At 59.8% G+C, this 18,529-nt stretch carries 15 protein-coding genes; 6 read left to right on the top strand and 9 right to left on the bottom strand.

The window, feature by feature from the left end:
• The 8 genes from NAP1_RS15915 to NAP1_RS08540 all read right to left on the bottom strand — a co-directional run bounded on the left by NAP1_RS15915 (position 1) and on the right by NAP1_RS08540 (position 11,139).
• Positions 1 to 2,760, bottom strand: coding sequence for a CHAT domain-containing tetratricopeptide repeat protein (locus tag NAP1_RS15915; RefSeq protein ID WP_156777228.1), 2,760 nt, complete (start codon positions 2,758 to 2,760; stop codon positions 1 to 3).
• A complete protein-coding gene (locus NAP1_RS08510) occupies positions 2,732 to 3,319 on the bottom strand; it encodes a hypothetical protein (protein WP_007164867.1) in 588 nt (195 codons plus the stop codon). The genes NAP1_RS15915 and NAP1_RS08510 overlap by 29 nt, the downstream gene beginning before the upstream one ends.
• An 82-nt stretch (positions 3,320 to 3,401) precedes the next feature.
• On the bottom strand, positions 3,402 to 4,658 hold the full coding sequence (locus NAP1_RS08515) for a HAMP domain-containing sensor histidine kinase (protein WP_007164868.1): 1,257 nt from the start codon (positions 4,656 to 4,658) through the stop codon (positions 3,402 to 3,404).
• 68 nt (positions 4,659 to 4,726) lie between these two features.
• Positions 4,727 to 5,419 (bottom strand): response regulator transcription factor, encoded by a 693-nt coding sequence (locus NAP1_RS08520; RefSeq protein ID WP_040464853.1) that lies wholly within the window; start codon positions 5,417 to 5,419, stop codon positions 4,727 to 4,729.
• Positions 5,420 to 5,559: 140 nt separating this feature from the next.
• Positions 5,560 to 6,438 carry an SH3 domain-containing protein gene (locus tag NAP1_RS08525; protein ID WP_007164870.1) on the bottom strand — a complete coding sequence of 293 codons (879 nt, stop codon included), beginning with the start codon at positions 6,436 to 6,438 and terminating at the stop codon, positions 5,560 to 5,562.
• Between the two features lie 171 nt (positions 6,439 to 6,609).
• Positions 6,610 to 7,887 (bottom strand): MFS transporter, encoded by a 1,278-nt coding sequence (locus NAP1_RS08530; RefSeq protein WP_007164871.1) that lies wholly within the window; start codon positions 7,885 to 7,887, stop codon positions 6,610 to 6,612.
• Positions 7,884 to 8,759, bottom strand: coding sequence for an alpha/beta fold hydrolase (locus NAP1_RS08535; protein WP_007164872.1), 876 nt, complete (start codon positions 8,757 to 8,759; stop codon positions 7,884 to 7,886). Before NAP1_RS08535 ends, NAP1_RS08530 begins: the two co-directional genes overlap by 4 nt.
• 22 nt (positions 8,760 to 8,781) lie before the next feature.
• The gene (locus NAP1_RS08540; RefSeq protein WP_007164873.1) at positions 8,782 to 11,139 is read right to left on the bottom strand and encodes a TonB-dependent receptor; all 2,358 of its coding nucleotides are present in this window, start codon (positions 11,137 to 11,139) and stop codon (positions 8,782 to 8,784) included.
• A 119-nt stretch (positions 11,140 to 11,258) separates the two neighbouring features.
• Between NAP1_RS08540 and NAP1_RS08545 the strand changes: the two genes are divergently transcribed.
• From NAP1_RS08545 to NAP1_RS08565, 5 genes are all read left to right on the top strand, one after another.
• Positions 11,259 to 11,915 carry a TetR/AcrR family transcriptional regulator gene (locus tag NAP1_RS08545; RefSeq protein WP_007164874.1) on the top strand — a complete coding sequence of 219 codons (657 nt, stop codon included), beginning with the start codon at positions 11,259 to 11,261 and terminating at the stop codon, positions 11,913 to 11,915.
• 141 nt (positions 11,916 to 12,056) lie between these two features.
• Positions 12,057 to 13,502: an efflux transporter outer membrane subunit gene (locus NAP1_RS08550; RefSeq protein WP_007164875.1), complete on the top strand. Its 1,446-nt coding sequence runs from the start codon at positions 12,057 to 12,059 to the stop codon at positions 13,500 to 13,502.
• Complete coding sequence (locus tag NAP1_RS08555) at positions 13,499 to 14,821, top strand: efflux RND transporter periplasmic adaptor subunit (RefSeq protein WP_007164876.1); 1,323 nt, start codon at positions 13,499 to 13,501, stop codon at positions 14,819 to 14,821. Before NAP1_RS08550 ends, NAP1_RS08555 begins: the two co-directional genes overlap by 4 nt.
• Entirely contained in the window at positions 14,818 to 15,540 is a 723-nt protein-coding gene (locus NAP1_RS08560; protein ID WP_007164877.1) for an ABC transporter ATP-binding protein, read from the top strand. Before NAP1_RS08555 ends, NAP1_RS08560 begins: the two co-directional genes overlap by 4 nt.
• Positions 15,540 to 16,736 (top strand): ABC transporter permease, encoded by a 1,197-nt coding sequence (locus NAP1_RS08565; RefSeq protein WP_007164878.1) that lies wholly within the window; start codon positions 15,540 to 15,542, stop codon positions 16,734 to 16,736. Before NAP1_RS08560 ends, NAP1_RS08565 begins: the two co-directional genes overlap by 1 nt.
• A 17-nt stretch (positions 16,737 to 16,753) precedes the next feature.
• Here the strand turns inward: NAP1_RS08565 and NAP1_RS08570 are convergent, their stop codons facing one another.
• Positions 16,754 to 17,641, bottom strand: coding sequence for a LysR family transcriptional regulator (locus tag NAP1_RS08570; protein ID WP_007164879.1), 888 nt, complete (start codon positions 17,639 to 17,641; stop codon positions 16,754 to 16,756).
• Positions 17,642 to 17,816: 175 nt separating this feature from the next.
• On the opposite strand from NAP1_RS08570, the gene NAP1_RS08575 reads away from it, so the two are divergent.
• Positions 17,817 to 18,437, top strand: coding sequence for a glutathione S-transferase family protein (locus tag NAP1_RS08575; protein WP_007164880.1), 621 nt, complete (start codon positions 17,817 to 17,819; stop codon positions 18,435 to 18,437).
• Positions 18,438 to 18,529: the final 92 nt, after the last annotated feature.

An 18,529-nucleotide genomic window follows, 5' to 3' on the forward strand; every position in this document is an offset into this window, starting at 1 on the left:
CTACTCGATCAGGACGAATGGCGCCCACACCGACGGCGAACTTCCCCCGGGCACATTAGCATCGTTGATCAGGCTCAATTGCGCCTGACGCAGAGCTTCGCTGCGCGACATCCCCGCTCGTGATGCGGTGAGTGTTTTGATACTCAGCCGCGAAGCCGCGTCATCGCGCACAGGCCAGTGCGACAGCAGGAGAGACCGCGCTCCTGCAAGCTGAAACGCGCGAGCCAGCCCACTGTACGTCGGCGAATGGCGTCCTTCTCCAGCCGCCGTGTTGCATGCCGACAGGATTACCCATTGCGCCGCAAGCCTGAGCTGCGCGATCTCGCTCGCGGTGAGCAATCCGTCATTCTCAGCAGAAGCGGTTCCTGGTTCAGGTGTCATCACAAGTGCTGGCTCTGAGAGGCCAGAAATCTGACCACTGACCAAGCCATGAGTGGCAAAGGCAAGAACCTCATACTGTTCAAGAGAAGCGGAGCGGACGGCAGCTTCGGTCGCCGCATCACCTGTCATGATGAGCGGCTGACTATCGGCGAACGCGTCGCGCAAGGCTTCAAGCTCGGACATGGCGCCAGGCAGTGAAGGCAACGCGAGAATGCTGTTCACATCGACCACCGCGCCGCGCAGTCCGGAGCGGTCCGCTGGCGCCGCAGCAAGGGTCGGCGCGCCTATTCCGGCAAATGCCATTGCCGAAGACGTGAAATCCCTTTTGCGCAGACCAAGCCCCGGAGTGATCGCGATCGCGTATTCGCGGATGAGATATGCGGGCGCGGCGCTTTCTTCAGGGGGACGGCTGACCAAAACGGAAGGTGGGATCGCGGCGAATGAACCGCCTGCTGGAAAGATGAGCTTCGCCTTTCCATCGAGCCCGGCAACGATCTCATCGGTGAATATGCGCCGATACAGTTCGTGAGCCGCATCGGCATCGAAGGTCCTATCCCCGCCGAGCCCTGCGTCCAGAGATGCACGCAAGCGTTCGACCAGCTCGCGTGTCGAATAGAGTTCGCTGGTAGACTCGCCCCAGACAAACCCGTCGGACGTGATTGCAATCGTTACCACGCGATCGGAGAATACCAGCGGTACAAGATATGCCTCGTCGTCACTCAAGATCGCTTGCGCTTGCTGTATGGAAAGTGGCCGTGGCCTCAGGAAATCAGCGTGATCGGGATACCGCGTCTCAAGCGCCAGTTCTGCCGCTTTTCGTACGTCGCTTGCGTCGGCAAGCGCGTTGGCTGAACCTTCACCAGCTGCGAGGCTTTCTCGCGCGGCGACCTCGGCCGCACGCGTTGTTCGAACATTTTCCAAAGCCGCAGTGAAACCGTCCGGGTCGCCGGGATAGGTCAAGGCAACAGCGCTAGCCTGAAGATCGCTCATCACTGCAAGCTGCGCGCTACGCCAAGCGCGTTCAACGTCCGCACTTAGCAGTGCTACAAGCGTCGAATCCCGGAAGATCGTCTTGCCATCGGACGCAATCGCCGCACGCTCCTGATCTCGGCTGTAGATATCGAGCAGGGCTTCCTCGTTTGCGCCGAGTACCTCCCCCATGATGGCACCAGCATCCGCGATATGGCCTGCCCGGGCATGGATTAGCGCGGCGGTGGACTGCCGCGTGCGGCGATCCGGATTGATGGCGTCCAGCTTTTTGTAAGTCTCAAGCGCGCGCTGCGACAAGGATATCGCCTCGTCGTGCTCACCGGCCACGCTAAGCGCATTGGCGAGGTCCAATCGAGTTCGGGCCACGGTCGTTTCATCATCCGAGGCTGCATTGTAGGTGTCCAAGGCCCGGCGATAATAGGATATCGCTTCTTCTCCGCGCGCATCTTCGAACAAAAGCCGAGCAATCAGAGAATGGTGATATCCCAGTTCGCGCTCGTCGGAGTAAGCCTGGTTGGCCTCAGCTGTAAGAGCCACCTCTACCGCCTGTTCGGTCCGCCCCACACGTGACAGCAAGATCGCGGTGTTCTGATATATGCCGAGGAGTTGCGGATCACTTGGTCCCCACTCCTTCACCCCGATATCGGCGATCTTGGAAAACAACTCGGCCGCCTCGCCAATTCGCCCCTTGTCGAGCGCCACGAGCGCATTGTTGAGAAACACGTAAAGCCAACCAAGGTGATCGTCGCGCGGAAGCAATTCCAGAGCGAGCGCCTCGGTCTCGCGAGTAGCGAGTTCCGCCGCTTCGAGATCCTGATTGCGGAGATAGGCAGCATATTGATAGGCGAAGTTCACGCGCGCGGGATCACGAGGCGCCAGATCCTCGCGCGACAAATCCAGCGCCCGCTTGTGCCATCGGATCGATTTCGCAAGATCGTCTTCAACGTTGAAGAAATAGCGAGCGAGGTGGTGCGCTGCGAAGGTCCGCGCATAGCATGGCGCGCAACTTTCCGTTTGGGCGAATTGCTCCAGAGTCTCGATGTACTGCGCAGCCAGAGCCTCGTCCTTGGTGAAGGCAACCAGGCCATGACCAATCGCAGCCATCCGGGCATCGGGATGAAGCGCCAGCGACTGGTTTGCGAGAAAAAGCTCGTAGGCTTCCTTATATTTGGCCTTCCCGATCAGGCCCATGATGAGGCCGGACACCCGCTCGGCGCGAAGCTGCATGCTCGCATTTTCAGGCATCGCATCAAATGCCGCTTGCGCCGCTGGCAAAGTGCGGTTTGCCTCACCGTAGACGTCGAAATATTGCGCGGCTGCCGGGCTAGCCAGCAGCAAGCTCGTCGCTGCAAAAAAGCCCTTAGTCAAAAACGAGGAAATAGACGGCACGGCCCGTTCCTTCGTTCACGAGCTCAATCTCGTAGCGCTGGGTGTACATCGGCGTGAACCGGCAGGCTGGCTTGTTAACTCTTCCCGGGTCGCAGATGGCGCGAGCGCTTTGATCGCGCACTTTCATCCGCACCGGGCCCGATCCTTCGTGAGAGACCGCGAGAGTACTTGGCACGCCCGATTTGAAGGTCTGGGCGCTGCGCCAGACTTCTCCTGCGGCAAGCTCGCCACGAACATAGGCCGGGCCGAGCAAACGCCCTCGATAAGGGGCCGCTTCAGCGCCGGTTGCATCCGACCATGTGGCAAGTGCGTCGTCCTCGGCTTCCGCGTGCTTGGCGAGCCCGCTTGCTCGCAGCGATCCGACGAGCGAAGCAAGTTTCGCCTGTTCCCCGCTGGTGTAAGCGGCTTCGGCCTCAGCAAGCGAACGGGCGATCCTGGTGGCTCGTGGTTCGACGGCATCTGGTCCGTTTGCCTGGGCCGCAGCATTTCCTGACGCACGTTGAGCAGGAACACAGGCTGCTGCCGCGAAAATCGCGAGGATTAACAATGATCTTGCCATGTCCGTTCTCCCCAAGCCCCATGAATTGATTACTGCTTCCTCAAGCTAACCTCTTGTATGGATACGACGCCGAAGAATGGCCTCAGCTAAGGCGAAAACTGGCTCCCCTGTCAGTATAATCGAGCGTCAGGCTTAGCCCATGCCGCTCGGCAATCGCCTGCGCGAGCGCCAATCCCAGGCCGCTTCCGTGCGTTTCGTTCATGCTCGCCCTCCCGCGATAGAAACGCTCGAATATCCGCAGACGGTCGGATGGCGCGATGCCCGGGCCGTCATCTCGAATGACCAGCTCTGGCCCTTGAAAGAGGATCACCTCGATGCGGCCACCGGCGGGCACATATTTCAACGCATTATCGAGCAGGTTGGTCAAAAGACGACCAAGTTGGTGCTCCTCACCATCGATCACCACGCCCGGCTCTACGTCGCAGACCAGCTCATGTCCTGTCTCTTCCGCACTGCCTGAATAAAGGTCGCAAATGCGCGAGATCAGCGCACTGAGGTCGACAGGTTCGAGGCCAGCTGCATCTCCGCGGCGCGTCTTGCTGGACGCAATGTCGAGCAGCGACTCCAGCGTTTGCACGAGCCGCTTGATCTCCGCCCGTGCTTCAACCAGCCGTTCACCAACCTTCGCCTCAGGCCCGGATTGCAGCGCCTTCAGGAGGCGGTTGTCGAGATGTGAGAGGGGCGTGCGCATCTCGTGTGCAAGCTGTTCGGAGGTTTCCTTGTATGCTTCCATAAGGTTTCGCTGACGCCGCAATGCCTTTGCCGAATGGCTCGCAAGCTCGTCGATCTCATCGCCCTCGATCCGCTGCTCCAATTCGCTTTCGGCTTCGGGGTCACGAAAGGCGGAGTTGATTTGGCCAATGCGTCGCTGGAGTTTGAGCGCGGCGAGCCTTCCAAGGAGTGCGACGAGCACCACAAAGAAGGTACCTGCGAATGCAAAGGCGAGCGTAACATTGCGAAGCACCGCATCATTGCCATCAATTCGCCGCGCCACGAGCAGCCGCAGATCGGGGCCAAGCTGAACCGCTCGCGCAAACGCCTCGGACTGATCTCCGATCGCAATCACGCCAGCTTCAGAAACCCGAGCATCCAAACCCGGCCAGCTTGCAATATCGCCTGCGATGACGTTCCCCGCGTTGTCAGCGAGGAGATAATGCGGCGTGCTGCCCTCCGATGGCGTCAGCGCGATCCGGTCGGCGATCCGGCGTTCGAGCTCGCCCTGACCGCTCGTCGCATAGATGTCGACCAACCCGGCAATATCGACATCAACCTCGCTTTCAGCGCCCTCGTTCAAGGTCGATAGCACTGTCTGGTGGGTGACGAACCAGAGCGCCAGCACAAGCGCCAGAGAGAGACCTATCGCGGCCAGAACAAGGCGCGAGAATATTGAGCGGCGCGCCTCGATGCCTACCTCCCGTCGAGGATGCGGTATCCCGATCCCCAGATCGTTTCGAGCGCGGGCGCATCGAAGCCTTCTTCAAGCTTGCGCCTCAACCGCCCGATGTTGACATCGACCACATTGGTCTGCGGATCGAAGTCCATTTTCCAAACGTCGCGCAACAGCATCTCGCGCGTGACGGTCTCTCCGGCATTCTCCATGAAATAGCGGAACAGCTCGAACTCTTTCGGGCTGAGAGCAAGATGGCGGTTATCGCGAAAAGCGGTTCGTGCCTTGAGGTGGCACTCGAAGGCACCGTAGATGATGACCGCGCTGTGCTCGCGCCCCTGGGATCGGCGATGCAGGGCGCGCAGACGCGCCATCAATTCTTCGGGCTCAAACGGCTTTGCCATGTAATCGTCCGCACCCGCATCGAGCCCGTCGGTCCGGTCCGCACTTCTGCCCAGAGCCGACAGGATCAGGATCGGCGTTCCGATCCCACTTTCGCGCAGCCTTTTAGTGATGGTCAGACCGTCGATATCGTCGAGCATGCGGTCGAGGATGATGACGTCGAACGCTTCCATGCCTGCACGAAGCAGGGCTCCGCTGCCCTGCTCTTCCCAGACGATCACATCGCCGCTCTGTTCGGCAAGCTCGCTTACCGCGGCAGCCGAGCGCGCATCGTCCTCTACATAAAGTATCCGAAGCGGCGTCCTGTCCATTCCCCCACCCTGGCTGTTCGCGCCCGCCAGCGCATGCCCCTGAGGATCAAAAGCTGCCATGCCTGTGTTGCCCCTGCAAGCGTTTGACGCAAAAGGCGGAAGAAACGCTGATGCGCCCTCCCGCCTTCCCCCTTGCCTCTTTAGTTGAGCGCTTCGACCGAGACCCAGCCCTTGGTGCCGAAATTGTCCTCGACCTCGATAAACAGGCCTTCGCGCTTGCCGGTCGGCGAAAGAGTCGTGCCTTCCATGAGGCCACGCACGACTTCGGCATCATCCATCGGCATCGCCATCATGGAGGTTGCCACTGCCACTGTTGCCACCGTCGGCTCTTCGGCTGCGGCTGCGCTCATTTTTGGGATTGAGGTGATAGTCGCATCCTGTGCCACCACCTGATTGAAAGCGATGACGAAGGCTTCGACCAGTTTCTTGCCCTTGCCGCTGCTGCGATAACCGATTTCGTCCGCACGCGTGCCCCACGTCGAGTTGCGGCGGAAGCTGAGCGAGGTGCGGCGCACTTCGCCCGATCCGGTGACAATAGTCTGACCTGTTGCGGGAGAGAGAAGCTTGATCCCGGCGGCGAGGCGCTGGCTGCGCCCGCCAAGGCCGCCGAACATGCCAAGCATTGCGCCTGCACCCGGAACACGCGACATGACCGAAGCTGCTGCGCCCGAACGCACCAGCCCTTCGACAGCAGCGGTTTTGGCCAGTTCAATCGACTGGTCGACCTCCTCGGTGGTGCCAGCCACAACGTTCATCAGGAAGTCTGCCGGGACGCCCGACGCGGCGCTGTGCGGAGTGAAGCATCCGGATTCGACAGCGAGCGTGTTGATGAGTTCGCGCGGCGAACCAAGGCTGAAATCGGCCCAACCCTGTGTATCGCCATCGACCACCGCGATCGTGCCGAGGCTCTCTTCACAAGTCACCAGCTGCAACTCTTCATCGTCGGCCATCGCTGGCGCCGGCATGGCGAAAGCCGTCATGACCGCTGCGACTGCGAGGCCCGAAACTGCATTTTTCATCGTTGAAACTCCCCATTGATTGACTGCCAAGCGTCAATGGAACCGGGGAGCCATGCGAGCCACACACAGTCCTTGTCATGACCATGACAAAGGCTGTTAGGCGGTGGCTTAACGGCTTAGGATCAGGATCGGAGGTGGCCGAATTTGGCCATGAAACGCAGCTTTGCGCTGTTACTCGGCCACCCAGTCGCGGCGAAGCGCTGGACCCGCGAACGCCATCAGGACCCCTGCGACACCATAGAGACCAAGCGCATAGAGCATCGAAAAGCGCAAAGCCTCGTCTCCATAAGTCGGCGCAAGGAAGTCCGACAAGGCGCCCAGCGCGTAGATACCGCCGCCAAGGCCAATGAGGTTGTTGATCAGCAGGAACAGGGCCGAAGCGGTCGAACGCGCTGACGGAACGACCAGATGCTGGATCGCCGAAAGGACCGGACCCAGCCAGACATAGGATAGGGCTTGCGGCAGAAGGAACAGGAAGAAAGCAAGCTGCGCTTCGCTGCTCAAAATTCCGGCGCCAAAAAGAGGTGCGCCAAGAATGAAGGCAATCGCTGGCAACCAGGCATAGTATGCACGATCACGCCCGCCGAGCCTGTCCGCCAGCATACCCCCGGCAAGCACGCCCGCTACGCCGCCGATCAGCAGCAAGGCTCCATAGAATTGCGAGGTTTGCACGAGATCGAAACCGAAACTGCGGATCAAAAGGCTCGGCAGCCAGAAAGCGATGCCATAGCCGAGCATCGAAGAAGACGCTGCACCGAATGAAAGGAGCCAGAAGGACGGCTTCTTCGCGAGGATGCCAGCCGTCTCCCTGAGCGTAGGCTGCTGGGGCATTTCGCCTGCCGCATCGGGCACTTCCACGTTCTTCGTCTTATCACGCACCAAGAATTTGAAGAGTGGGGCGATGAGGACGCCCGCGAGACCAACAACGAAAAACGCCGTGCGCCAATCGACCGTGGCCGCGATATAGCCGCCCATCAGGACGCCAAGCCCGGAGCCGATGGGTATGCCGAGCGAATAGACTGAGAGCGCAGTCGCTCGCCTCTCGCTCGGGAAATAGTCGCCAATCAACGCATAGGATGGCGCAACCCCGCCGGCTTCGCCAATTCCCACCCCGAGACGTGCAAGAAAGATGTGCCAGAAATTCTGCGCGAGCCCGCATAGCGCTGTAAAGCCACTCCATGCGGCGAGCGAAACCGTGATGACCCACGACCGGCTCGTCCGGTCTGCCAGCGCTGCGAGCGGTACTGCCATCGTCGAATACAGGAGCGCGAAAGCAAGGCCGCCCAACAAGCCCATCTCGCCATCGCTCAACTCTAAGTCCGCTTGTATCGGGGTCGCGAGGATCGACAGTATCTGGCGGTCTACGAAATTGAAGATGTAAACCACCAGGAGCATGAACAGCACCGTGTTGCGATGCGGATCGGCCCTGGCCGTTGCGACGTCGGTCATTTGCAAGTCTCGTCAAGGAAGCAGGCGATGGCCGATACAGCTTCCGGCTCATCAAGCAAGGGCGCATGGCCGCGTCCCGCAATCTCGACCGAACAAAAGTTATCGGGATGGCGCAGGCCCATCTCTGCCACTGTCTCCGCAGTCAGGATGTCACTCTTCGCACCGCGGATCGTAAGGACCGGTTTGTCTCGCAGCGCCTCCCACATCTGCCAAAGATCCGGTGGGACGGCGTTCGTGTCCTCAACAGCCATGCCCTCCGCGATACCCGGATCGTAAGCGAAACGGACCGAGCCATCGTTCAATTCCTCGCATGTCCGCCGAGCGAAAGCGACCCAGTCCGCATGATCGAATCCGTCGAGCGCACCCTGGTTGATCTGTTTGCAGCGCCTTGCGGCTTCATCCCAGCCTTCCATCGGATCGGACGGACCAACGTAAGAGCGGATGCGATCGAGGCCTTCCTCACTGACGGACGGTCCGATGTCGTTGAGCACGATGCTCGTAACCGCAGAGGGTCTTTGCGCCCCCATCATCATCGACATGAGGCCGCCCATGGATGTTCCGATGCAAACAACGCGTTCGATGCCGAGATTATCGAGCAGCCGCCACATGTCCTCGACATAGATATCGGGACGGTAGTTGGCGGGGTCCTCATCATATTGCGAGCGCCCCCTCCCCCGTTGGTCAGGGACGATCATTCGCCCCTGCCAATCAAGGTCTTTGATGAGCGACTCGAAATCAGCGCTGTTGCGAGTGAGACCATGCATCATCAGGAGCGGCGCTGCATCGCTTGCCTGACAGGCCTGGTAATCCCGCGCAAACAGCCTCAAGCGGCCATCCGCGCTGGAATACTCGATGTCTTCGTATCGGGTCATCGGCTTCACCGACTTCGCCCGATCAGAAGCGGATTTCTCCGGTGACAAAGACCCGCCGCGGATCGCCATAGAAGCCGGTCAACGTGCCTTCGAGGCCGAGCGTCGGTACGAACGGAGTGCCCGGAGGCGTGCCGCCTGCGACGAAGTTGTAGCCTGCGACGATATATTCCTTATCGAGCAGGTTCTTGCCGTGTACGCCGATCGAGAAGCGATCGGAATCGTCGGTGTATACGATACTCGCATCAACCAGCACGAAGCCATCCTGATCGAGGAACGGGTTGGGCGTTTCGAACTGGCTGGCATCCGAGCGTAGCGACGCGCTGCCGAGGAAATCGATCATCCCTTCCGCTGCCGGAATGCCGAGCACGAAACCCATATGCGCAGTCACGTCAGGCGTGTTCTGGAAAACCCGCTGATCAGCCACGTCATTGCCGAAAGCATCAATGAAAGTGTTGAAGCTGGCATCGAGATAGCCAAGCGACCAGTTGACGCTGAAGCGGCTGCCGTCGCCGGCGAAGTCTTCACCCACAAGCGCGTTGCCTTCGAACTCGAAACCGTTGACGTCCGCGCTTGCTGCGTTCGACGTGATGCCGATAAAGCTATCGTTGATGCCGTCGCCATTCGTGTCGAGACCGACCGAGCCCGGAATCTGGACATCGTTATAGTCGCCGATGAATGCAGCAAGGCTCACATTCAGACGGTTGTCGAGCAGCGAGGCCTTCCAGCCTAGCTCGTAACTGTCGACGGTTTCGGGTGCGAAACGCAGGAATTCAAACTGGTCATCGAAATCGATGTCGCCATCGCCATCAAGGTCAGGCGCAGCGGTCGTCTGTCCGCGCGGATCGAAGCCGCCGCCTTTGAACCCTTGCGAATAGGTGAAGTAGATATTGTGATCAGGCGTCGGCTGCCAGCTGATCGAGGCGCGCGGGTTGAAGTCCTCGAAGGTTTCGCTGCCCTGAAAATCGCTCGTAGTCGCAATCGCGACTGCTGGGCTGTTAGGGATGAACAGGTCCGAGAACCCACCGATAAAGGTCGTGCGCAACACACGGCTTGTGCGCTTGTCGTTGGTGTAGCGGCCACCCACCGAAACGCTGATCGTGTCGGTCAGGTCATAGGTGAAATCGCCGAAGAAGCTGAATGTTTCGGTGTCCACATCACCCAGTGTCTGAGCGTTGAGGCCCGGCAGACCGATCAGGTCCCCGGTCGTGAAAAGCGCCACATCGAACGCGGTAAAAGCGCTCGCATTCAGGTAATAGGCACCGAAAACTCCCGACAGACGATCGCCTTCATAAAGAAGCTGCAGTTCCTGACTGAACTGGTCGTTCTCGTAGATCGCCGGGACATCAAGGTCAGCCGCAGGCAAGCTGTCAAAGTCGATAGGGGTCGTCGAGCTGTCCTCGCGATAGCCGGTAATCGACTTCAAGGTGATTGTGTTAGACAGCTCAATCGCGATGTTGAGCGCGCCGCCATAGGCCTCAACTTCCTGGTCAACGACATTCAGCCCTGCCCTTGTGTCGAACACATCGTCGAGCACGGGCGCTCCTGAAAACAGGCCGGGGATCAAGCGACTGCCCTGGCGTGCCTCGCTGTTGTCCTTCACGTAGTCGCCGGAAAGGCGAACAAAGACCGGGCCATTGTCGAACTCGATAGTTCCGCGCGCTGCCCAGATGTCCTTGTTGTAATTCTCAGTCCCGAGCGTGAGGTTGTCGCCGAACCCGCCGCGCGAAAGCCGAGCACCGCTTGCCCCGATCTTGAGGTTCGGAGTGATGGGCGTCGAGGCAGAGACGATCAGATCGGCTTGATCATAAGAACCGTAAGTGCCGCGCACGGTGACGCTGGTCTCGTCAGGAAGACTGGCGGTCACATACTTGATCGCGCCGCCGATTGTGTTGCGGCCATACAAAGTTCCCTGGGGTCCGCGCAGGACTTCAATCCGCTCCACATCGTAAACGTCGAGCACTGCCGCTTGAGGGCGGTTGAGGTACACGTCATCGATGTAAAGACCGACGCCTGCCTCAAAGCCTGCGACCGGGTCCTGCTGACCCACGCCGCGGATGAAAGCGGTGAGCGTGGTGTTTGTCCCGCGGCTCACCTCGAGCGTGATATTGGGGATTTCCTGCGCAACCTGCGTCAGCTCCTGGATGCCGCGTTGCTCAAGTTGCTCGCCAGATAGCGCAGTCACTGAAAGCGGAACGTCCAGCAGACGCTCTTCGCGCCGGCGGGCGGTCACGACGATCTGATTGCTGCCAGCCTGTCCGACACTTTCGCCTGCATCGTCATCCGCGCTTGTTGTCTGTGCTGTCGCAGGAGCTGCAATGAGCGCGATGCCGGCGCTCCCGGACAAAAGTGCAGCGCGAGTGATAACCGAACGAATGGTCATTGAATTTTCCTCCCAAGAATCCTCTCGCGATGGTCATTACTGAAAGTTGAACCACCTTTCAAGTTCTTCTCTTGCGAATGCACTCGCTTACCCCTAATCCACGCAAACAGAGGGGAAGTATGGTCGACACACCAACCGAATTGAGCGACGCACCGGGCGCCAAGACGCCGCGGACGGAACGCGGCCGCAAGACTCTGCGCAAGTTGCTCGACGCATCGGCAGAGGAATTTGGCGAAAAGGGATTCCACGAAGCATCGGTAAGTTCGATTACTCGCCGTGCAGGTGTCGCGCTTGGCTCGTTCTACACATACTTCGACAGCAAGGAGGCGCTGTTTCAGGCGCTTGTCCAGCACCTGAGCAGCCAGGTGAAAGTGTCGGCTGGTAAATCTGTCGACGAGCTCAAGGCCGGGGGTCAGTTCAACGCGTTCGACATCGAGCAAGCTGCGCTCTCAAGTTTTCTCGACTTCGCGCGCGAGCACAAGGAAATCTACCGGATCATCGACGAATCCGAGTTCGTCGACCCGCAAGCTTATCGCGCTCACTACGAAGGGACCGCACAACGAATTCTGTCGCGTCTGCGCGAAGGTGCGGCGATGGGAGAGATGCGCGAGGACATCGAAGAAGCGCATGCTTGGGCGCTGATGGGTATGAATGTCTTCCTCGGCTTGCGCTTTGCAGTCTGGTCCGACGAGAAAAGCAGCGAGAGCGTTGCGATGGCTGCTCGATCCATCCTGGAACGCGGAATTGGCGCTTCGAAACGCAACGCGGAGGACTGACTGCCCGTAGTGGTTCAGACAGAAATCGCCGTTCGTCGATGAACGTGTGCACATTCTCGGCAAGCGTCGATGTTCAAGGCTTGCCAAATGCTTGAAAAGCGTGATCGTTAGCCGCGTCGCAACACTGCATCAGGGGGTCGAATGCAGAAAACTCGGGAAAGAAGGTTCGCAGCTGTCGCTGCGGCGCCCGCAATCCTTGCGTTGGCGCTTTTGCAGGGCTGCTCGCTTCCCGGCACGGCCCAGCCACCAACGCTGCAGGAAACCATTCCTTTGCCCGAACGCTGGACGTTTGCCTCGCAAGAAGGCCAAGCGATCGAGCTGGGCGAATACTGGGCGCTTTTGAACGATCCGCTGATCGACGAATTTGTCACTCAGGCCCGCACTCAAAACTACGACATCGCTCAGTCCCTCGCCCAGCTGCGTGCAGCTGAGGCTGGGCTGCGAGAGGCACGGGCAGCGCGCTTGCCCTCGGCATCTGCAGGCGGTGGTGTCGGAAGAGACTTCGGCGATTTCTCCCGGGACGAATTTCAATTCTCGCTCAGTGCCGATCTTGCATGGGAGCTCGACCTGTTTGGCAGGATCAGTTCTTCCATCGATGCTTCGCGCGCCGATCTTGCCGCAGCAGGCTTTAACGCAGCCGATCTGGAACGGATCGTGGTTGCAACAGTCGCGATCCAGACCATCACAGCGCGTTCTGTCGCCGCTCAGCTTGAGTTTGCCCGTCAGTCGCTCGCCAACCAGGACGACAACCTGCAGATCGCAAGGTGGCGCAATCAAGCCGGGCTTGTGTCGAGCCTCGACGTTGAACAGGCGCGAACACAACGCGCGCAAACGGCCGCTACCATACCGCTGCTCGAAGGTGATCTGGTTGCCGCAGCCAACGCCATTTCGACGCTCATCGGAGATCCGCCTGGCGAGGTCTACGCCCGCTTGCTTGCAGATCCGCGTGAAGTCCCCTCACCTCCGCTCGCGAACGCCGTCAACGCGCCGGCCGACATCCTTCGAATGCGACCGGATGTCAGCGCTGCCGAAGCGCGGCTCGTCGGCGACTTTGAAAGGATCGGTATCGCGAGGACACAACTCTACCCGATCGCTCGCCTCACCGGCACGGTTGGCACTTCCTCATTCGGAATAGACGATCTGTTCGATGTCATTACCGGCAACGTCTTCGCCAGCTTATCGCAACTTCTTTTCGATGGCGGAGCGGCCCGAGCGAGGGTCGATGCTTCGCGAGCGATAGCTGACGGATCGCTCGCAGCGTGGCGCCAGTCGATCCTAACCGCGCTTGAAGACGTCGAAACAGCATCGGTTGACCTTGATACCAGCAATGAACGCGTGATTGCGCTGGTCGAAGCGAGCGACGGCGCTCGCAATGCAGCCATTCTCGGACGAAGCCAGTATCAGGCAGGGCTGATCGATTTTCAGGTGCTGCTTAATGTAGAGAGCGCGCTGCTCAGCGCCGAAACTTCTCAAATTTCAGCCGAAGCTGCGCGGGCGATTGCTTTTGTGCAATTGGCGCGGGCAATGGGCGGCGGGTGGCGATCGCCACCCGAACAGAATTCGCAAGACAGGGATAACGGGCAATGAGCGAGACGGCGGACACGCCCCAGACGGATGACGGTACGAACGTCGATGAATTCCTTGGCGTGAAGGAACGCCCGCGCTGGCGGCGCTGGATGAAGTACTGGCTTCCGGCCTTGATCATCCTGATCCTGATCTTTGCGATATCGCGGTGTTCGGGCGGCGATGGGGAGGTTACCTACATCACCGAGGAAGTGACCGAAGGCTCTCTCGAACTCACCGTCACGGCGACCGGAAATCTGCGTCCGACGAACCAGGTGACGGTTGGTTCAGAAGTGACCGGCCCTGTCGATCAGGTGCTCGTCGACGTCAACGACCGCGTAACGCGCGGCCAGGTCATTGCGATCATCAATACCGAGATCATCGACCAGCAGATCGCGCAGTCCCGCGCTAATCTTAACGCAGCGCGTGCAAGCCTCGTCCAGGCACAGGCCTCGCTCGAAGCAACCAATGCGCAGCTCGTTCGCTTCCGCGAAGTGCGCGAGCTTTCGGGAGGCCGCGTGCCTTCCCTTATCGAGCTCGATCAAGCAGAAGCAGCCGCGGCCCGCGACGAAGCGGCTGTATCGTCAGCACGCGCCAACATTCAGGCCGCCGAGGCGACGCTCAGGGCGAACCTTACAACTCGATCTCGCGCCGTGATCCGCGCGCCGGTGACGGGCGTGGTGCTCGCTCGTCAGATCGAGGTTGGACAAACCGTCGTTGCCGCGTTCAACACGGTGACCCTGTTCGTGATCGCCGAGGACCTTGCCGCGATGCAGCTTCGCGTATCCATCGACGAGGCGGATGTCGGCCAGGTAGCAGCGGGTCAGGATGCAACCTTTACAGTGGACGCTTATCCGGGCCGGCGGTTCCCTGCGACGCTGGACCGGGTGGACCTTGCTTCAGGCAACACGGTCAACGAACAGGCGGGCGGCGCTGCTGCGGCGGCGGGGGCCTCGGTTGTCAACTACGAGGCGCGGCTCAGCGTGCAGAACCCTGAAGGCCTCTTGCGACCCGGCATGACCGCAACCGCAACGATCGCAACTGACACGACCGGGAGCGTCAAACTCGTGCCCAACGCCGCACTGCGCTTTCGCCCCGGTCAACAAAACGAGGACGAAGGCGGCGGTGTGCTCAATGTCAGCGTCGGGCTTGAGCGCGAAGACCAGCAAGCGACCATTGGTGTGGGCAGCAGGCAGACTGTCCAAGTGCTTCAGGATGACGGCACTCTCAAGGCAGTCGAAGTCATCACCGGGCGAAGCGACGGTCGGACGACCGCCGTGCAGTCGGATGAACTTGAGGCGGGTACGAAAGTAGTCACCGGAGTGGAGGCACAAGCCGGATGAGCGAAGTGCCGCTCATTGAACTCGAAGGCATTACCAAAGTCTTCGGCAACGGGCCTGCCGCGTTCAAGGCGCTCAAGGGAGTGGACCTCACCATTGATCGTGGCCAGTTCGTCGCGATCATGGGCCCGTCGGGTTCGGGCAAGTCGACGACAATGAACATCCTCGGTTGCCTCGATGTTCCGACTGAAGGAATCTTCCGTTTTCGCGGCGTCGAAGTGCAGAAGATGGACCGCGATCAGCGCAGCCTGCTCAGGCGCAAGTATCTTGGCTTCGTGTTTCAGGGCTTCAATCTGCTCTCGCGCACGACCGCGCTGGAGAATGTCGAGCTTCCCCTGCTCTATCGCGGCGAAAAAAAGTCTGTCCGCCGCGATGCTGCCATGCATGCGCTTGATCAAGTTGGTCTTGCACCATGGGCAACGCACACGCCGGCGGAGCTTTCGGGCGGCCAGCAACAGCGTGTCGCGATTGCGCGGGCGCTTGTTTCCGATCCCGACGTGCTGCTCGCCGACGAACCGACCGGCAATCTCGATACAGAACGCTCGATCGAGATCATGGAGCTGATGCGCGAGCTCAACGCGGGCGGCATCACCGTGATCATGGTGACGCATGAAGAGGAAATGGCCGCCTTCGCAAAGACAGTCATTCACTTCCGTGACGGTCTGGTGGAACGCACTGAACGGGGCACTCGCAGCCTTGAAGCTCAGGGAGGAGATGCCTGATGCTCGGTGCAACCTTCCTTCTGGCCCTTCGCGAGATCAGGCGTCACCTCATGCGCTCGATCTTAACGACCCTCGGCATCATCATCGGCGTTGCAGCGGTTGTGACGATGGTCACGCTCGGCAACGGCGTGACCGCATCGGTCCAAGACGAAATCTCCTCGCTCGGCTCGTCAAATTTCATCGTCTTCCCGGTACGCGTGGACAATGGTCCGGTTCGCCAGTTCGATCTCGACGACGTCGAAGCGGTTGAGCAGCAGATTGCAGGTGTCGAAGTTGCCGCCGCCAATGTCGGGGCAAGCGCGACCGCATTCTACAACGGACAGGACTGGGACACGCGCGTCACGGGTGCGGATACGAACTTCCTCGAGGCTCAGGCGATCGAAGTGGTCGAAGGACGTCCCTTCACCAGCGACGAGGAAGCTTCCGGGCAAAACGTCTGCCTGCTTGGCCCTAAGGTTCGCGAGGCTATTTTCCTTCCTGACGTGAGCCCGATTGGCGAGGAAATGAGGCTCGGCGATGTGCCCTGCACCGTCATCGGGGTGCTCGAGGAACGCGGCCAGGGCGGCGGCGGGGCGGACGACGATGACACGGTGTTCATGCCGCTGAAAACAGTTCAGCGACGGTTCCGAGGCAGCGACAATATCGACTATTTCGTCCTGAAATATAACGCGGCCTACTCGGCCACTGTAATTCAGGATTCGCTGATCGACCTGCTGCGCGAACGTCGCGTGCTGCAAGGCGACGCGCCCAACGACTTCAACATCATCGACACAGCGCAAGTGAATGACGCACTTAGCTCCGTTACAGGCGCGCTGACGGCGATGGTTGCCGTCATCGCTTCAATCAGCCTCTTGGTCGGAGGTATCGGCATCATGAACATCATGCTGGTTTCGGTCACAGAGCGAACTAGGGAGATCGGGATCAGGCTAGCCATTGGTGCGCTAGCACGAGAAGTCCGGTTACAATTCCTGACCGAAGCGGTGGTACTTTGTGCGTTTGGCGGATTGGTCGGTCTTTTGCTCGCCTTCTTCGCCTCTGTGTCGCTGGCAGGCGTCATTGACGTGCCCTTCGTGTTCGATCCGATGATCAACATCTTCAGCTTCCTGTTCGCTTCAGGAATGGGGATCGTCTTTGGCTACTATCCCGCACGCCGAGCATCACAGCTCGACCCAATCGACGCTCTGCGCCACGAATAACGGCGGCACTTCAGGGCTTAATCGGCAGCCGCAAAAATGGGGTTGGCTCGCAGTCGCTCGACCGCGAAGTCGACGAATGCCCTGACCTTTGCAGCCGTGTTGCGTGTCCCTCCGTGGACGATATGAACGGGAAGCGAGGCCTCTTCATAATCCTCCAGCACCAGCCGCAGTCGACCGGCGTTTACTTCAGGTCCGACCTGATATGACAGGACGCGCGTCAGGCCCCACCCATCCGCCGCCATTCCAATGGCCGCTGCATTGTTGTTGCAAAGGATCTGTGGGTGCACCCTGACGACGGCTTTCTCGTCCTTGCCAAAGCGCCAGTCGACGCCTGAGAACCCGCTCGAGACGGCAACAATCTTGTGTGACTTTAGGTCTTGCGGAGACTGCGGCACGCCGTTGCGCCTGAGATAAGCGGCCGATCCGGTTACCACCCGTCTGACATGCCCCACTTGTGCGGCTTTAAGCGAAGAATCTCGCAAGTGACCGATGCGCAATGCGATATCGAAGCCTTCGTCGACCATGTTGGTCACACGGTCGAGCAAAACGAGTTGCACACTCACATCAGGATAGAGGTCGCAAAACTCCGTCACGATCGGAGCAATATACAATCGCCCAAAAAGGACAGGAGCGGTGATCGCAAGCAAACCGACCGGTTGCGCCTGGACACCGGCAGCTAGCGCGTCTGCAGCGTCAATCTCGGCGAGAATGCGTTCACATTCCGGAGCATATCTTTCGCCCGCTTCGGTCAGGCGCACCGTACGCGTGGTTCGCACGAACAAGTCAGCACCGATCATTTCCTCAAGCGCAGCCACGGTCCGCGTGACGGTCGCAGGGCTGGCGTTCATTTCCCTTCCGGCAGCGGCAAAGCTTTGCCTGCGCGCCACCTCGAGAAAGACCTTCATGGCGTGAACTTTATCGATGGTGCCGCTCCGACGCACATTATTTCATAATTCGAAATACTGACTTGAATATTTGCCGCATTCTAACGTCAAGCGCAATTGCCTAGATCGAAATCCGTCGGACGCACCGACCCACAGTCAACTCCTCCCCAGGACGACATTTCGAAAGGCGAATGTAATGAAACTCTACCACTTCCCGCTCTCTGGCCACGCTCACCGCGCCCGGCTCTTTCTGTCGCTTCTTAACGTCGAGGCCGAGATCGTCGATGTCGATCTTGCCAATGGCGAGCACAAGTCGGCCCCGTATCTGGCGCTCAACTCCTTTGGCCAAGTTCCTGTGCTGGTCGACGGTGACACCGTGATCTCAGACTCCAACGCCATTCTTGTCTATGTCGCAAAGAAGTTCGGCCGCAGTGACTGGCTTCCTGAAGCACCCGCTGCTGCAGCCCGCGTCCAGCGCTGGCTTTCGGTCGCCGCGGGGGAACTCGCAGCTGGGCCAGGTGCTGCTCGCCTGATTACCGTCTTCGGCGCCGATTTCGATCCGGAAAAGACGATCGCAAAGGCTCATGCCATTCTCAAGCTGATCGATAGCGAGCTGGAAGGCCGCAACTGGATTACTGGCAGCGCCCAGCCGACGATCGCTGACGTCGCGCTCTACAGCTACATCGTCAACGCTCCCGAAGGGAACGTAGATCTGTCGAGCTACAACCGCGTCAACGCCTGGCTTGATCGGATTGAAAAGCTCGAGGGCTTCGCACCCTTCCAGACCACTGAAATCGGCCTGCGCAAAGCCGCATGATCACCCTCGCAGCCGGGGCGGGAACCCGTCCTCTCCTCTCCCCCACCCGCCCCGGCTGCACCCCTTCCTCTCACCCGACCGGAGTACGAAAA

Origin of the sequence: Erythrobacter sp. NAP1, from assembly GCF_000152865.1 — a bacterium.
GTDB lineage: Bacteria > Pseudomonadota > Alphaproteobacteria > Sphingomonadales > Sphingomonadaceae > Erythrobacter.

Excerpts from the sequence above, each read along its gene's own strand:
- NAP1_RS08550 (WP_007164875.1), top strand. The coding sequence starts at position 12,057 with ATGCAGAAAACTCGGGAAAGAAGGTTCGCAGCTGTCGCTGCGGCGCCC.
- NAP1_RS08510 (WP_007164867.1), bottom strand. The coding sequence starts at position 3,319 with ATGGCAAGATCATTGTTAATCCTCGCGATTTTCGCGGCAGCAGCCTGT.
- NAP1_RS08575 (WP_007164880.1), top strand. The coding sequence starts at position 17,817 with ATGAAACTCTACCACTTCCCGCTCTCTGGCCACGCTCACCGCGCCCGG.
- NAP1_RS08530 (WP_007164871.1), bottom strand. The coding sequence starts at position 7,887 with ATGACCGACGTCGCAACGGCCAGGGCCGATCCGCATCGCAACACGGTG.
- NAP1_RS08540 (WP_007164873.1), bottom strand. The coding sequence starts at position 11,139 with ATGACCATTCGTTCGGTTATCACTCGCGCTGCACTTTTGTCCGGGAGC.
- NAP1_RS08535 (WP_007164872.1), bottom strand. The coding sequence starts at position 8,759 with ATGACCCGATACGAAGACATCGAGTATTCCAGCGCGGATGGCCGCTTG.
- NAP1_RS08525 (WP_007164870.1), bottom strand. The coding sequence starts at position 6,438 with ATGAAAAATGCAGTTTCGGGCCTCGCAGTCGCAGCGGTCATGACGGCT.
- NAP1_RS08545 (WP_007164874.1), top strand. The coding sequence starts at position 11,259 with ATGGTCGACACACCAACCGAATTGAGCGACGCACCGGGCGCCAAGACG.
- NAP1_RS08570 (WP_007164879.1), bottom strand. The coding sequence starts at position 17,641 with ATGAAGGTCTTTCTCGAGGTGGCGCGCAGGCAAAGCTTTGCCGCTGCC.
- NAP1_RS08520 (WP_040464853.1), bottom strand. The coding sequence starts at position 5,419 with ATGGACAGGACGCCGCTTCGGATACTTTATGTAGAGGACGATGCGCGC.
- NAP1_RS08555 (WP_007164876.1), top strand. The coding sequence starts at position 13,499 with ATGAGCGAGACGGCGGACACGCCCCAGACGGATGACGGTACGAACGTC.
- NAP1_RS08565 (WP_007164878.1), top strand. The coding sequence starts at position 15,540 with ATGCTCGGTGCAACCTTCCTTCTGGCCCTTCGCGAGATCAGGCGTCAC.
- NAP1_RS08560 (WP_007164877.1), top strand. The coding sequence starts at position 14,818 with ATGAGCGAAGTGCCGCTCATTGAACTCGAAGGCATTACCAAAGTCTTC.